The following is a 15,432-nucleotide window of genomic DNA, read 5'->3' on the forward strand; positions in this document are numbered from 1 at the left end:
ATGACGGGCGATTCGACACGCTGTGTGAAGGCGGTTGCACACGAGGGCGTTCCGGGCTCCCCACTGCAGCCGGGACCGGTCTTCGCTGCGCCGTACCTCCTCGGAGAGGACGAACGCGACGACGTCGACACCTATGCGCGGGCCTCGAATCCCGGCTGGCGCGCACTCGAATCGGCGCTCGCGACGCTCGAACACGCCTCGGCGGCGCGTGTCGTCGGCTCGGGCATGTCGGCGATCACAGTCGCATTGCGATCGCTGGTGGCCCCGGGCAGCACGGTTGTCGTCCCCTCCGACGGTTACTACCAGGTGCGGAAGTTCGCCACCGAATATCTCGCACCGCACGGCATGGAGGTGCACGAACTCTCCGTCGCCGAATTCGGGGACGGCTCGCTGCAGCGCGTGCTCGACGGTGCGGGAAGGGGAGCGGTCGTCCTTGCCGAGACACCGTCGAATCCCGGTCTCGACACGGTGGATCTGCGTGCGACTGCGGCGTCGTGCCGTCGCGCCGGTGCGTTGCTGCTCGTCGACAACACGACCGCAACCCCGCTCGGGCAGCGTCCGCTCGACCTCGGGGCCGACGTCGTGGTGGCCAGCGGCACGAAATCGCTCAGCGGGCACAGCGACCTGCTGTTCGGATACATCGCCGTCGCCGATCCCGAGCTGTTGCCCGCGATAGACCGGGAGCGCTTGCTGTCGGGAACCGTCCTGGGACCCTTCGAGACGTGGCTCGCGCACCGCAGCCTCGGCACCGCCGGGCTGCGCTTCGAACGGCAGTGCGCCAACGCGCTCGCCGTCGCCGGGATGTTGCTCGAGCACCCGGCCGTCACGGACGTCCGCTATCCCGGACTCACCACCGATCCGGCGCACGCCGTGGCGGCCGGGCAGATGAGCCGGTTCGGCCCCCTGCTCACCTTCCGATTGCCCGGCCGCGACGAGGTGCACCGCTTCGTCCGCGCTGCCACGCTGGTCGCGCCGGCCACCAGTTTCGGCGGCATCCACACCACCGCGGATCGTCGCGCACGCTGGGGCGATGCGGTGCCGGAAGGGTTCGTCCGGTTGTCGTGCGGAATCGAGGACACCGCCGATCTGCTCGCCGATCTCGACGCGGCGCTGAACGCACGCTGAGCGAGGGTGGATGCCCGGCGGGGCCGGGACTCGGCTGGGTCTCGACGACGCGCTACCGGTACGGTTCGACACGTGAGTACGCCCCGCACCCGGGTGGCCGTCGTCTTCGGTGGTCGCAGCAACGAACATTCCGTGTCCTGCATCTCGGCAGGCAGCATCCTGCGCCATCTCGACCCGGAGAAGTACGAGGTCGTGCCCATCGGCATCACCCCCCAGGGCGCCTGGGTCCTCGGTGACGCCGAGCCCGCTCGCCTCGCCGCGGCCGGTCGCGAGCTGCCCGTCGTCGCCGGCGACGGCTCCGCTGTCGTCCTCACCGCGGATCCCACCCGCGAGGGCGACATCGTCGCCCTCGACGAGGGTTCCTACGGCCGGGTGCTCGCGTCGGTCGACGTGGTGTTCCCGGTCCTGCACGGCGCCTACGGCGAGGACGGCACCATCCAGGGGCTCCTCGAACTTGCGGACATCCCGTACGTGGGTCCCGGTGTCCTCGCCAGCGCCGCCGGTATGGACAAGGAGTTCACCAAGAAGCTGCTCGCGGCCGAAGGGCTCCCCGTCGGCTTCCAGATCGTCATGCGCCCCGGCACCGCGACCCTCTCCGGGGAGCAGAAGGCCCGCCTGGGACTGCCCGTCTTCGTCAAGCCCGCACGGGGCGGGTCGTCGATCGGTATCAGCCGCGTGGCCGACTGGGCGGCCTTCGACGCCGCCGTCGAGAAGGCCCGAGAGCACGATCCGAAGGTCATCGTCGAGTCCGCGATCATCGGCCGCGAGGTCGAGTGCGGTGTCCTCGAATTTCCGGACGGCGACGTGCGGGCGAGTGTGGTCGCGGAGATCCGCATGCCCGACACCTCCGGCGACCACGAGGCGTTCTACGACTTCGACACGAAGTACCTGGACGACGTCTGCGAATTCGACGTGCCGGCGAAGCTCGACGAGGAGACCTCCGACCGGATCCGCGAGCTCGCGGTCCGGGCGTTCCGGGCCCTCGACTGCCACGGCCTGTCCCGCGTCGACTTCTTCGTCACCGAGGACGGACCCGTGATCAACGAGATCAACACGATGCCCGGCTTCACGTCGATCTCGATGTACCCGCGGATGTGGGAGGCCACCGGCGTCGAGTACTCCGAGCTGCTGTCGATCCTGGTGGAGACGGCGCTCGTGCGGGGGACCGGCCTGCGTTAGCGGCACACGGCCTGTCGGCCACTACGAAGACCCGACTAGGCTGGAGCCATGACTGCCGTGACCCCCGACTCAGCTGCGACCGACGCCGGCACGGACATCCGCGAGGCCGTCCACGAGGCCGCGCGTCGCGCCCGCGTGGCCTCGCGCCGTCTCGCGCTGCTCACCACCACCGAGAAGGACGCGGCACTGCACGCCGCGGCCGACGCTCTGCTGGCTGCCGCCGACACCGTCCTCGCCGCGAACGCGGAGGACATCGAGGCCGCTCGCGCCGGTGGCACCGAGGAGGCCATCCTCGACCGGCTGCGCCTGACCTCTGCCCGGATCGACGGGATCGCCGCCGGCCTGCGCCAGGTGGCCGGACTGCCCGACCCCATCGGTGGAGTGGTCCGCGGCTCGACCCTGCCCAACGGTCTCGAGCTGCGTCAGGTTCGTGTCCCGCTGGGCGTGGTGGGAATGGTGTACGAGGCGCGTCCCAACGTCACCGTCGACGCCTTCGGTCTGGCACTGAAGTCCGGCAACGCCGCCCTGCTGCGCGGTTCGTCGTCCGCGGCCCGGTCGAACGCTGCGCTCGTCGACGTGCTGCGCGCCTCGCTCGTGGAGCAGGGTATCCCCGCCGACGCCGTGCAGTTGCTGCCGAGCGCCGACCGCTCGTCGGTCACCCATCTCATCCAGGCCCGGGGCCTGGTCGACGTGGTGATCCCCCGTGGTGGTGCCGGCCTGATCGCGGCCGTGGTCCGCGATGCCACCGTCCCCACGATCGAGACCGGCACGGGCAACTGCCACGTCTACGTCCACTCCGCGGCCGACCTCGCGATGGCCGAGAAGATCGTGATCAACGCGAAGACGCGCCGGCCCAGCGTGTGCAACACCGCGGAGACGATCCTCGTCGACAAGTCCATCGCGGAGACGGCCGTCCCGAAGCTCCTGCAGGCCCTGCAGGAACACAGCGTGACGGTCCACGGCGACCTGCCCGGCCTCGTGCCCGCGACCGAACAGGACTGGTCGGACGAGTACCTCTCGCTCGACGTCGCGCTCGCAGTGGTCGACGACCTCGATGCCGCCGTCGACCACATCGACCGCTACGGCACCGGCCACACCGAAGCGATCGTCACCGCGGACCTCGCCGCCGCTCGGGAGTTCACGACGCGCGTGGACGCCGCAGCCGTTATGGTCAACGCTTCGACGGCGTTCACGGACGGCGAGCAGTTCGGATTCGGCGCGGAGATCGGTATCTCCACCCAGAAGCTGCACGCCCGCGGTCCGATGGGCCTGCCCGAACTGACGTCGACGAAGTGGGTGGTGTGGGGCGACGGCCACACCCGCCCCGCCTGATCGTTACCGGTCCGACGAAAGGAACCAGCGTGGATCGTGCGCTGCCCACCACCCCGCCGATCTTCGCGGACGTCCAGGACGTGATCGACCGTCTGGCCGGCACCGGATATCTCGCCGACAAATCCACAGCCACCGCGGTCTTCCTCGCCGACCGTCTCGGCAAGCCGTTGCTGATCGAGGGACCCGCGGGCGTCGGCAAGACCGAATTGGCCCGGGCCGTCGCTGAGACCTCCGAGGCGGAACTGGTGCGCCTGCAGTGCTACGAGGGGGTCGACGAATCCCGTGCGCTGTACGAGTGGAACCACGCCAAGCAGATTCTGCGCATCCAGTCGGCGGGGGCGACCGCCGCGGCGGGTGAGTCGTGGGACCGCACCAAGGAGGACGTCTTCTCCGAGGAGTTCCTGCTGTCGCGGCCGTTGCTCACCGCGATCCGCCGGGAGGATCCGACGGTGCTGCTCGTCGACGAGGTCGACAAGGCCGACGTCGAGATCGAAGGTCTGCTGCTCGAGGTACTCAGCGACTTCGCGGTCACGGTGCCCGAACTCGGCACGATCCGCGCCACCCGGAAGCCGTTCGTGGTGCTCACCTCGAACGCCACCCGCGAATTGTCGGAGGCGCTCAAGCGGCGGTGCCTGTTCCTGCACCTCGACTTCCCCGACGCCGATCTCGAACGCCGGATCCTCGCGAGCCGGGTGCCCGACCTGCCCGACGCCCTCGCCGAACAACTCGTGCGCACGGTCCGGGTGCTCCGAGGCATGCAGCTCAAGAAGGTGCCGTCGGTGGCGGAGACCATCGACTGGGGCCGCACCCTGCTCGCTCTCGGACTCGACACCCTCGACGACAACGCGGTGCGCAGCACGCTCGGTGTGATCCTCAAACACCAGTCCGATCAGGTCCGCGCGACCGCCGAGCTCCGGTTGAACTGACATGGCCGCAGCGCACCTTCCCGGATCCGCGGCGCCGCCGGCACCCCACGGACTGCCCGGGCACCTGGTCGGGTTCGTGGAGGCGCTGCGTCGCCGCGGCATCGCGGTCGGCCCGTCCGAGACCGTCGACGCCGGACGCGTGATGACGGTGCTCGACCTCCTCGACCGGGACGCCTTCCGCGAAGGTCTCGCCTGCACCCTGCTCCGCCGTGCGACCCACCGCCCGACCTTCGACGCCCTGTTCGACCTGTGGTTTCCGCCCGCGATCGGACGGCGCGAGGCCGCCGGCCCGCACGTGAGCATCCCGCGCACCCCGGCAGGGGAGGTCGACTTCGATGCGTTGCGCGACCTGCTCGCGGAACTGCTGTCCGACGAGTCACCGGAGGCGCTCGAGGCCACGGAGATGCTCGTCTCGGCCGTCGTGGAGGAACTCGGTCAGTACGCATCGTCGAACGGTCCGTCCTTCTCGGCCTACCAGGCGCTCCGGGACGTCTCGCCGGACACCCTGCTGACGAAGATCCTCGAGGGACTCCTCGGGAACAGCGCCCGTGAGGAACGCGACGACGCCGCCTACGAGAGCGAGGTCGCGCGTCGCACCGCGGCCCGGCGGATCGCCGATTTCCGGGCCATGGTCGAGCGCGAGACCCGCCGGCGCACCGCCGAACAGCTCGGCCGCGAACGCGTCGAGAAGTACGGGGTGCCCAAGCTCGCCGAGGAAGTCGACTTCCTGCGTGCCTCCGATGCGGAACTCGTGACCCTGCGCCGCAGCGTCATGCCGCTCGCGAGGCTGCTCGCGAGTCGCCTCGCGGCGCGCCGCCGCCGTGCCCGCGCCGGCGCCATCGACCTGCGCCGCACGTTGCGCAAGTCCATGTCCACCGGCGGTGTGCCCATCGACCTGGTGAACCGCAAGCCCCGTCCGGCGCGCCCGGAACTCGTCGTGCTGTGCGACGTCTCCGGTTCCGTCGCCGGATTCTCCCACTTCACGCTGCTGCTCGTGCACGCACTGCGCGAACAATTCTCCCGTGTACGCGTGTTCGCGTTCATCGACACCGCCGACGAGGTCACCCATTACTTCTCGGCCGGCACCGATCTGGGCGAGTCGATGTCGCGCATGCTGCGGGAAGCGAAGCTGATCACCTACGACGGTCACTCCGATTACGGCAACGCGCTGGGCAGCTTCGCCGAGAACCACGCCCACGCCGTCACCAGCCGCAGCTCGCTGCTGATCCTCGGCGACGGCCGCACCAACTACCGCAATCCGAACCTCGAGGCCCTCGAACATCTCGTGTCCGTCGCGCGCCACGCGCACTGGCTCAACCCCGAGCCGAAGGGACAATGGGGTTCCGGCGACTCGGCCGCCCGCGTCTACAGCGAGGTCGTCACGATGCACGAGTGCCGGTCGGCGCAGCAGCTCGCAACGGTGGTGGCGAGTCTGCTCCCCGTGTGAACCCGTAAGCTGGACAACCGTGCATCAGCCAACGGATCGGCCCTCGGCCCCCAGGCGCCGCCTGGGCGTCATGGGCGGGACGTTCGACCCGATCCATCACGGACACCTCGTGGCGGCCAGTGAGGTCGCCGCGAGCTTCGACCTGGACGAAGTGATCTTCGTGCCCACGGGGCAACCCTGGCAGAAGACCGGACGCGAGGTCAGTGCCGCCGAGGACCGCTACCTGATGACGGTGATCGCGACCGCATCCAACCCGCGGTTCTCCGTCAGCCGCGTCGACATCGATCGGCGCAAACCCACTTACACCGTCGACACGCTGCGAGATCTCAGCACGCAGTATCCCGACGCGGACCTGTACTTCATCACCGGTGCGGACGCCCTGGGATCGATCCTGTCCTGGCAGGACTGGCAAACCCTGTTCGACCTCGCACGTTTCGTCGGGGTGTCCCGACCCGGATACGACCTGCACGCCGAACACCTGGCACCGCATCTGGACGATCTTCCCGCCGAGGCGGTGAGTCTTGTGGAGATCCCGGCCCTGGCGATCTCCTCCACGGACTGCCGCAGGAGAGCCCGGGAGAATCGCCCGGTCTGGTATCTGGTGCCCGACGGAGTGGTGCAGTACATCAGCAAACGCCGGCTCTACCGCACGAATACGCACCGCGACGGAGATCCCGTCCCGGTGTTCGACGGAAACACCCCCGGCCCCATCGAGAGAAAGAGCACGCAGTGAGCGCAACGGCAGAAGCCACGGAGATGGCCCGAATCGCAGCCCTGGCCGCCGACGAGAAACTCGCCACCGATGTCGTGGTGCTCGACGTGTCCGAGCAGCTGGTGATCACCGACTGCTTCGTCATCGCGTCCGCGCCCAACGAGCGTCAGGTCAACGCGATCGTCGACAACGTCGAGGAGAAGCTGCGCCTGGCCGGACACAAGCCGGTCCGCCGCGAGGGCACCCGCGAAGGACGGTGGACGCTGCTCGACTACGTCGACGTCGTGGTGCACATCCAGCACGAGGACGAGCGCAATTTCTACGCCCTCGACCGTCTGTGGAAGGACTGCCCGACCATCGAGGTCGACGGTGTGGGCGGCCCCCGCTCCGCTCTCGACGCCGCTGTCGACTCCCCGGAGGACGTGTGAGTCGTCCGGGGGAGGGCACGCAGAGCCCTCGGGTGCGTCAGCTGGTCCTGCTGCGGCACGGTCAGACCGAGTACAACGCCACCCGCCGGATGCAGGGGCAGATCGACACCGACCTGTCCGAGCTCGGGCGCCGGCAGGCGCTCGCCGTCGCCGACGTGATCGCCCGCTTCGATCCGCTCGCCGTCGTCTCGTCGGATCTGCGCCGCGCCTACGACACGGCCACGGCGCTCGGCGACCGCATCGGATTGCCCGTCGAGATCGACATGCGACTGCGCGAGACGCATCTCGGCGAATGGCAGGGTCTGACCCACACCGAGGTCGATGCCGTCGCCCCGGGGGCGCGCAGCGCGTGGCGCGCGGACGCGACCTGGGCACCGCCGGGAGGCGAGAACCGGGTGGACGTGGCGCGGCGCAGCATCGCCGTCGTCGGTGAACTGCTCGACAAGTACGAGAACTGGAGCGACCGGCCCATCGTGCTGGTCGCGCACGGCGGTCTGATCGCCGCGCTCACCGCGGCGCTGCTCGATCTGCCGGTGGACCGCTGGCCCGTCTTCGGTGGTCTGGGGAACACCGGCTGGGCGCAGCTCAGCGGGTACGGAGAGGCGCCGTCCTGGCGCCTCGACGTGTGGAACGCATCGGCCACGGTGTCGCCCGATGACGTCCTCTGAGTCGACGCCGATCGAGGCCGACGCCGCCCCGCGACGTCCGGTCCTGTTGGTGATCGGCGATTCGTTGAGCTATTACGGCCCGAAGGGCGGCCTGCCCGCCGACCATCCGCAGATCTGGCCCAACCTGGTCGCGGCCGAACTCGGGTGGGACGTCGAACTCGTCGCCCGGATCGGGTGGACCACACGCGACGCGTGGTGGGCGATGACCCAGGATCCGCGCGTGTGGGCCGCGATTCCGCATGCCGGAGCCGTCGTCCTGGCCGTGGGCGGTATGGACACCCTGCCGTCGCCGCTGCCCACCGCCCTGCGGGAAGGCCTGCGCTACATCCGCCCACCGGCTCTGCGCCGGGCGGCACGCACCGCTTACGGGTGGGTGCAGCCGCGACTGTCGCCGCTCGGCCGCCCAGTGGCGCTCCCGCCGCGGGTCAGCGTCGAATATCTCGAAACGATCAGGGACGCACTTGCCTACATGCGTCCCGATCTGCCCGTCATCGGCACCCTGCCGTCGGTGCACCGCAGCGAACAGTACCGGTCGGTCCATGCCGGCCGGCTCCCCGCGGCGCGTGCGATCACCCGCTGGGCGGCCGAGAAGTCGGTTCCCCTCGTCGATCTCGCCGAGGCGGTGCGGGAGAACGTCTTCTCCGACGAGGCGAATCCCGACGGGATCCACTGGGGCTGGGAAGGACACCGGCGCGTCGCCGCCGCAGTCGGCGACGCCGTCCGGATCGTGCATCGGGATGCGGAAGTCCCGGTGGAGGGCCTACGGTAGGCGTCGTGTCCGTCGTCGTCGTCACAGATTCGTCGAGTTGTATCGACCCCGAACTGGTCGGGCGGTACGACATCCGCGTAGTGCCGCTGCATATCATCGCAGCCGGACGCGACCTCCGCGAGGGCGTCGACGAGTTGCCGGATGATCTGTCGAGCGTGACCACCTCCGGGCCGTCGCCCGCCGAACTCACCGATGCCTACACCGAAGCGCTCGAGGCCAGCGGCGGCGACGGTGTGGTCGCCGTGCATCTCTCGCGTGTGCTGTCCGGCACGTGGGACGCCGCCCGGCACGCCGCGGAATCGCTGGGCGACCGTATCCGGCTCGTCGATTCGCGGAACACCGCAATGGGATCCGGATTCGCCGTTCTCGAAGCGGTGCGTGCCGCCCGGGCCGGAGCCGATCTGGCGCGGGTGTACGACCGGGCGGGGGAGGTCGCGGCGTCCGCCCGGACCCTGCTCGTCGTCGACCGGCTCGACCATCTGCGCCGGGGCGGCCGGATCGGCACGGCCACAGCATTGTTGGGTACCGCGCTCGCAATGAAGCCGGTCCTGCACATCGCCGACGGCAAGCTCGTCCTACGGGAGAAGACCCGCACGATGACCAAGGCGATGGCGAAACTCGTCGACGGTGCGGTCACGGACATCGGCGACGAACCGCTCGTCGCGGTGCACCATCGCGACGCGCCGGACCGTGCGCGCACCCTCGCCGATCAGCTCGCACAGCGACTCCCGGACGGCACCGAGATCATCGTGTCCGAACTCGATGCGGTGCTCGGCGCGCACGTCGGACCGGGCGCGGTCGGTGTCGTCGTCGCGTCCGCAGCAACCGGGGCATCCGGCATCTCGGAGGACTGAACCTCTTTACACCACGCCCCTGACCGCATCGCTCCGGCAGGGACCGATCCGAATGTCCGTCCACAGGGGTGCGAGTCATCCACAGCCTCTGCCGGATCGGTGAGGACGCGGGACTCGGTCGACGTGGACCGCGTTAGCGTCGCGGCATGGCGAGCAGTGACCATTGTGACCTCGCGCGTACCCGTCTCGGCGCGATCACACGCTCCTCGACGGGCATGCCCGCGGAACCGCCCTGGACGAACGACGGGTCGGCGAACGACGATCATCCATGGGCGGACCCGGACGGTGACGACGAACCCGGTCGCTCCGACGCCGTCCGGGAGCGGTTCGCCGATCGGCTGAGCGCCGCGCGATGGGATACGGGGCGGCGGGGGACCGCTGCTCTCGCAGGGATCGGAGTGCTCGCTGCCGCTGTGGCCCTCGTCGTCGTATGGCGCGATCGGCCGGTCGCCGAACCGGTGCCACCCCTCCCACGGGTCGAAGTCGTGGAATCGGTGGCGCCCTCGGCTGCGATCCGACCGAGGGCGGCAGAAGCGGCGCAGCCGGGTACGGCAGATGTGACACAGCCGGGCACGGCCGAGATCGTCGTCAGTGTCGTGGGAGCGGTGGCACGCCCCGGACTCGTGCGGCTGCAACCCGGCACGCGCGTCGCGGACGCGCTCGAGGCTGCCGGCGGCGCTGCGGAAGGAGCCGATCTCGTGGCCCTGAATCTGGCCCGGAGGGTGGCAGACGGCGACCAGATCGTCGTGGGAATCGCACCACCCCAACCTGTTCCGCATTCGAGTGGAATAGTGAGCGCGCAGACGTCGAGTGCCGGTCCGCCGGAAGGAGGTGGGCTGCTGAACCTCAACGCCGCCGATGAGGCCGCTCTCGACGCGCTGCCCGGAGTCGGACCGGTGACGGCCGCGGCGATCGTGTCGTGGCGAGAATCGAACGGACCGTTCACGGACGTCGAACAACTCGGCGAGGTCGACGGGATCGGTCCTGCACGGCTGGCGAGGTTGCGTGAATTGGTGACCGCGTGACCACACGCAGCGATACCGCGACCCCGGCAGTTCTCGACGCGCGGCTGGTGCCGTGTGCGCTGGCCGCATGGGCGGTGACTCTGCTGGCCTTGTACACCGGCTGGCGGATCGTGACCGTCGTGGCGATCGTCGCCGTCGTCGGGTGCGCGGTGACGATCCGTCTCGCCGCGACCGGCCACCTCCGGCACGGAGGTACGTGGATCCTCCTCGCGGTACTGGCCGTCGTCGCGGGATTCGGACCGGCCGCCGGACTACGCATGTGGGCCGCCGACCGTCATCCGATCTCCTCCGCAGCGGAGACCGGGTCGTGGGCCACGGTCGTTCTCGTCCCGACCGACGATCCACGGCGGATTCGGGCGGCGGCGTTCGACGACACGCCCCGGGTGCGTATTCCGGCACGGCTCGAGCACGTGACGGTGGGTGGTCGGGCCATCGACACCGGGGGAGCGGTGGTGGTCTTCGCGCCGGTCGACTCGTGGGGCGATCTCCTACCCGGGCAACAGGTCACCGCACGTGTGCGAGCGGCGCCGGACACCGGGCCGGGCACCACGCTGGCGGTACTTCGCTCGGAGACCGCGCCGACGGCGATCGGCGCACCACCACTGTGGCAACGGTGGGCGGGCACGGTGCGAGAGCGCCTCGCGCAGGTGAGTTCCGCGGTGCTTCCCGCCGACCGGGCCGGACTGCTCCCCGGTCTCGTCGTGGGAGACACCGGGGCACTGACCGACGACGTCCGCGAAGACTTCCGGGTGGCCGGGCTGACGCATCTGACGGCCGTGTCCGGCGCCAACGTCAGTATCGTCCTCGGGGCGGTGCTGCTGCTCGTGCGCGCGGCGGGTCTCGGTCCGCGTTCCGGGACCGTCCTCGCCGCAACGGCTCTCGTCGCGTTCGTCGTCGTGGTGCGCCCGTCGGCGAGTGTGGTGCGTGCCGCGGCGATGGGATCGATCGGCCTGCTGGCGTTCGTGACCGGCCGTGAGCGACAGGCGCTTCCCGCCCTGTGCACGGCGGTCGGCGTGCTGCTCGTGCTGATGCCCGATCTCGCCGTCGATGTCGGGTTCGCGTTATCGGTGTCCGCGACGGCGGCGCTGATCGTCGCCGCGCCGCCCGTGGTGGTTCGACTGACGGATCGTGGGTGGCCGCGGCCCGTCGCGGAGGTCACGGCGATGTCGCTGGTCGCTTTCGCGGCGACCTCGCCTCTCGTCGCGGCGGTGAACGGGACGGTGAGCGTCGTGTCGGTCGTGGCCAACGTTCTCGTCGCCCCGGTGCTCGCGCCGCTGACGGTCCTCGGCGCGCTCGTGGCGGTGGCCGCCTGCATCTTCCCGTGGGCGGGTGAAGTACTCGCACGCGGCACGGGCCCGTTCCTGTGGTGGCTGATCGCGGTGGCCGACCGTGCGGCGTCGGTGCCGTCGGCCGAATTCGAGGTGCCCGACGGGCCGGTGGGCGCACTCACCGCGGCTGTGCTGGTCGTCACTGCATGGTCGGTGGTCCGTGACCGGCGGGCGCGGGCGGTGGCTCTCGTGGTCGCGGTGGCGGTCGCGGCGGTGTGGCTGCCCGTGCGTGTGCTGAGGCCCGGCTGGCCCGGGGCCGAATGGGTGCTCGTCGCATGCGATGTCGGCCAAGGCGATGCGCTGGTGCTGGCTACGGGGGACGGACCTGCCGTCGTCGTCGACACCGGGCCGGAGCCGGAGGCGATCGATCGGTGCCTGCGCCGGTTGCGGATTCGTGAGGTCGCGCTGATCGTGTTGTCGCATCTGCACGCCGACCACACGGGTGGGATCCGCGGCGTCCTCGACGGGAGGTCCGTGGGGGCGGTCGTGGTCGGGCCGGGCGCCGGGCGCGACGGCGCAGCGGAGGTCCTCCGCCCGGCCACCGAGATCGGTGTCGTCGTGCGGGAAGTGCGTGCCGGTGCGGTACTGCGCGCGGGCGACCTCGACATCCGGGTACTCGGCCCCGACACGCCGGGGGTCGGCCGTTCCGAGAACGACGACTCCCTCGTGTTGACGGTGGAGACCGTCGTCGGACGGGTCCTGCTACCGGGTGACGCCGAGGAGGCCGCGCTCGATGCGCTCGTGCGATCCGGCACCGACGTGCGAGCGGACGTGTTGAAGGTGCCGCATCACGGATCCCGCACCACACCCGAGCGTTTCCTCACCGCCGTGCGTCCGCGCATCGCCGTCGTCAGCGCCGGACGCGACAACCTCTTCGGGCACCCGCACCCCGAGATCGTCGCGACGCTGGCCGCGATGGGGACGCGCGTACTGCGCACCGACCTGCACGGCGACGTCGCCGTGGTCCGTGCCGGTTCCGGGGCGCTCGCGGTGGTGTCGGACGTGCGTGGCACGATCGAACCGTGAGCGACGCGTCCCTGCATCTGGTCCTCGGTGAGGAAGAACTGCTCGTCGACCGTGCTGTCGCGCAGATCGTGTCCGACGTTCGCACTCGCAGCGACACTCCGGGCGATCTGCCCGTCTCCCGGCTCCGCGCGGGCGACGCGGGTGTGCCGGAACTGGCAGAGCTGCTGAGCCCGTCGCTGTTCGCCGAGGAACGCATCGTGATCCTCGAATCCACCGCCGACGCCGGAAAGGATGCCGCGGCGCTCATCCTCGACGTCGCGGCCGATCCGCCCCCGGGCGTGACGCTGGTGATCCTTCACAGCGGCGGGGGCCGCACCAAGACGATGGTGCCCGCGCTCCGCAAGTACGGCGCCGAGGAGCACATGTGCGCCGCTCCCGCGAAAGCGGGGGAGAAGGCCGCTTGGGTGCGCACGTTCGTCCACAAGGAGTTTCAGGCCGCAGGCGTGCGGGTCTCCGGCGACGTCGAACAGCTCGTCATCGAAGCGGTGGGATCCGACCTCCGCGAACTCGCTGCCGCGTGCAGTCAGCTCGTGGCCGACACGGGCGGCAAGATCGACGCCGCGGCGGTGAGACGCTACTACTCCGGCAAGGCCGAGGTGTCAGGATTCGATGTGGCCGAGAAGGCCGTGGCCGGCGACACCGCCGGTGCGCTCGAAGCGCTGCGATGGGCGATGCACCGCGGCGTCGCCCACGTACTGCTCGCCGATGCCCTCGCCGACGCCGTCCACACCATCGCCCGCGTCGGCTCCGCCGGTCGGGGCGACCCGTTCTCCCTCGCCTCGTCGCTCGGCATGCCGCCGTGGAAGGTCAAGAAGGCCCAGGCCCAAGCGCGGACGTGGGCACCGGCGTCCATCGGCACGGCGCTCACGGTGGTGGCCGCGCTCAACGCCGACGTCAAGGGGGCGGCGGCCGACCCCGACTACGCCCTCGAACACGCCGTGCGCGTCATCGCGCAGCTGGCGGCCTGAGCCGGCCGCCGCTCTTCCCTGCCGAGCGACCGACGATCACTTACCTTTGGGACGCCACGAAGGCCGCCCCCGCGAGGGGACGGCCTTCGTGGAAGCAGAGCCTGCGTCTACTACCTCGGAGCGATGAACTCAGAGCTTGTTGGCAAGCTTCGCGAGAGCAGACTTCTTGTTGGCTGCCTGGTTGGCGTGGATGACACCCTTGCTGACAGCCTTGTCGAGCTGACGGCTGGTGGCGACGAGGAGCTCGTTGGCCTTGTTCTTGTCGCCGGCGGCCGCAGCCTCGCGGAACGAACGGATTGCCGTACGCAGTGACGACTTCACCGACTGATTCCGGAGTCGGTTGCGCTCGTTGGTGCGAATCCGCTTCACCTGGGACTTGATGTTGGCCACGCGTAAAATCCTGTCGTCTTGCTGGTAGCTGGTAGGAAAGCTCTGGGTGCATCTGAGCACCGATGGACAAGGCTACCAAGAACGGATCACAAAGCCCAAACCGGCGGTCGGATCACCCCCGTCAGCCGCCCTGATATTTCGTCCATGAACGAATGTGTTTCGTCCGAGGTCGGCTGCCCGGCATGGAGAACGATTTCGGCATCACCGACATGTCGTCGCTCGAGACATCTCCATGGACGGACACACCACTGCGCACGAAGTCGTTGTCGAGGTCACGCGCCTTGCGTAATCTGCGTCACAGCGCGAACGCGAGTTCGCCGTAGCGGTACATCGACAGCGGTACATCCACTCGAAGTGTTCTACCACCAGGTTCCGCCTGCGTGCGGGGCCGCGAACATCGAGGTGACCCATGGAACCCCCACGCGATCCCGAATCCCGGCTCGACGAAGATCTCGCGCGCGAGACGTCCCTGGAAATCCGTGATCCCGGTGAGTTCTCCGACCTGCGGAAGTACGTGGCGGAGGCCATCGGGACGTTTCTTCTGGTGTTCTCCGCGGTGGGTACCGCGGTGTTCGCCGGAAGCCGTGTCGGCCAGCTCGGCGTCGCACTGGCGTTCGGCCTGACCCTGCTGTTCCTCGTCTACACCATCGGCCCGATCTCGGGGTGCCACGTGAACCCGGCGGTGACGCTCGGGCAGCTCATCGTCGGGCACGTGACCCCGGTGCGTGCCGTGGGCTACTGGATCGCACAGGTCGTCGGCGGTCTGATCGCCGGTCTGACGCTCTACGCGGTGGCGTCGTCACTGCCGAGCTACGACCGTGCCGCCGACGGACTGGGAGCCAACGGTTGGGGTGCACACAGTCCCTCCGCCGTGCGCGGTCCGCTCGGCGGTGTACTCGAGAACGGCTACGGCATCGGCGCGATGATCGTCGTCGAGGTCCTGCTCACGGCGGTACTGGTGTTCGTGGTGCTCGGCGCGACCGATCAGGTCGCCGACGCACCGATCGCCGGCATCGCCATCGGGTTCACCCTCGCCGTGATCCACCTGATCTCGATCCCGATCGACAACACGTCGGTCAATCCCGCGCGCAGTCTGGCCGTCGCGTTCTACCAGGACGGCGCGCTCGGGCAGCTGTGGGCCTTCATCGTGTTCCCGCTCATCGGAGGCGCGCTCGGAGCCCTCGTCTACACCTTCCTGTTCGGACGGCGGTACGGGCTCAGGGCCTCCTGAGCCCCGCGCTCGGGAGCGGCCCGG

General features: G+C 69.8%; 15 protein-coding genes. 14 read left to right on the top strand and 1 reads right to left on the bottom strand.

Annotated features, from left to right (window positions below; translation table 11 throughout):
• The 13 genes from GON09_RS02215 to holA all read left to right on the top strand — a co-directional run bounded on the left by GON09_RS02215 (position 1) and on the right by holA (position 13,787).
• A complete protein-coding gene (locus GON09_RS02215) occupies positions 1–1,125 on the top strand; it encodes a cystathionine gamma-lyase (protein WP_213930410.1) in 1,125 nt (374 codons plus the stop codon).
• A 72-nt stretch (positions 1,126–1,197) separates the two neighbouring features.
• On the top strand, positions 1,198–2,304 hold the full coding sequence (locus GON09_RS02220) for a D-alanine--D-alanine ligase family protein (RefSeq protein WP_213930411.1): 1,107 nt from the start codon (positions 1,198–1,200) through the stop codon (positions 2,302–2,304).
• A gap of 48 nt (positions 2,305–2,352) precedes the next feature.
• Positions 2,353–3,636 carry a glutamate-5-semialdehyde dehydrogenase gene (locus GON09_RS02225; RefSeq protein WP_213930412.1) on the top strand — a complete coding sequence of 428 codons (1,284 nt, stop codon included), beginning with the start codon at positions 2,353–2,355 and terminating at the stop codon, positions 3,634–3,636.
• Between the two features lie 29 nt (positions 3,637–3,665).
• Positions 3,666–4,562 (top strand): AAA family ATPase, encoded by an 897-nt coding sequence (locus tag GON09_RS02230; protein WP_213930413.1) that lies wholly within the window; start codon positions 3,666–3,668, stop codon positions 4,560–4,562.
• Position 4,563: 1 nt separating this feature from the next.
• Entirely contained in the window at positions 4,564–6,009 is a 1,446-nt protein-coding gene (locus tag GON09_RS02235; RefSeq protein WP_213930414.1) for a vWA domain-containing protein, read from the top strand.
• A 19-nt stretch (positions 6,010–6,028) separates the two neighbouring features.
• A complete protein-coding gene (gene nadD, locus GON09_RS02240) occupies positions 6,029–6,742 on the top strand; it encodes a nicotinate-nucleotide adenylyltransferase (protein ID WP_307854284.1) in 714 nt (237 codons plus the stop codon).
• Positions 6,739–7,149, top strand: coding sequence for a ribosome silencing factor (gene rsfS / locus GON09_RS02245; protein WP_213930415.1), 411 nt, complete (start codon positions 6,739–6,741; stop codon positions 7,147–7,149). The genes nadD and rsfS overlap by 4 nt, the downstream gene beginning before the upstream one ends.
• An 89-nt stretch (positions 7,150–7,238) precedes the next feature.
• Positions 7,239–7,817: a histidine phosphatase family protein gene (locus tag GON09_RS02250; protein WP_244865721.1), complete on the top strand. Its 579-nt coding sequence runs from the start codon at positions 7,239–7,241 to the stop codon at positions 7,815–7,817.
• Complete coding sequence (octT, locus tag GON09_RS02255) at positions 7,804–8,586, top strand: diglucosylglycerate octanoyltransferase (protein ID WP_213930417.1); 783 nt, start codon at positions 7,804–7,806, stop codon at positions 8,584–8,586. The genes GON09_RS02250 and octT overlap by 14 nt, the downstream gene beginning before the upstream one ends.
• 5 nt (positions 8,587–8,591) lie before the next feature.
• Positions 8,592–9,440: a DegV family protein gene (locus GON09_RS02260; RefSeq protein ID WP_213930418.1), complete on the top strand. Its 849-nt coding sequence runs from the start codon at positions 8,592–8,594 to the stop codon at positions 9,438–9,440.
• 146 nt (positions 9,441–9,586) lie between these two features.
• Positions 9,587–10,465, top strand: a complete 879-nt coding sequence (locus tag GON09_RS02265; RefSeq protein WP_213930419.1) for a ComEA family DNA-binding protein — start codon at positions 9,587–9,589, stop codon at positions 10,463–10,465.
• Complete coding sequence (locus tag GON09_RS02270) at positions 10,462–12,819, top strand: DNA internalization-related competence protein ComEC/Rec2 (RefSeq protein ID WP_213930420.1); 2,358 nt, start codon at positions 10,462–10,464, stop codon at positions 12,817–12,819. Before GON09_RS02265 ends, GON09_RS02270 begins: the two co-directional genes overlap by 4 nt.
• Entirely contained in the window at positions 12,816–13,787 is a 972-nt protein-coding gene (gene holA, locus GON09_RS02275) for a DNA polymerase III subunit delta (RefSeq protein ID WP_213930421.1), read from the top strand. The genes GON09_RS02270 and holA overlap by 4 nt, the downstream gene beginning before the upstream one ends.
• Before the next feature lie 129 nt (positions 13,788–13,916).
• On the opposite strand, the gene rpsT is transcribed toward holA, so the two are convergent.
• Positions 13,917–14,177, bottom strand: a complete 261-nt coding sequence (rpsT, locus tag GON09_RS02280; RefSeq protein ID WP_213930422.1) for a 30S ribosomal protein S20 — start codon at positions 14,175–14,177, stop codon at positions 13,917–13,919.
• A gap of 409 nt (positions 14,178–14,586) precedes the next feature.
• Between rpsT and GON09_RS02285 the strand changes: the two genes are divergently transcribed.
• Positions 14,587–15,408: an aquaporin gene (locus tag GON09_RS02285; protein ID WP_244865351.1), complete on the top strand. Its 822-nt coding sequence runs from the start codon at positions 14,587–14,589 to the stop codon at positions 15,406–15,408.
• Positions 15,409–15,432: the final 24 nt, after the last annotated feature.

Origin of the sequence: Rhodococcus sp. B50, from assembly GCF_013602415.1 — a bacterium.
GTDB lineage: Bacteria > Actinomycetota > Actinomycetes > Mycobacteriales > Mycobacteriaceae > Rhodococcus.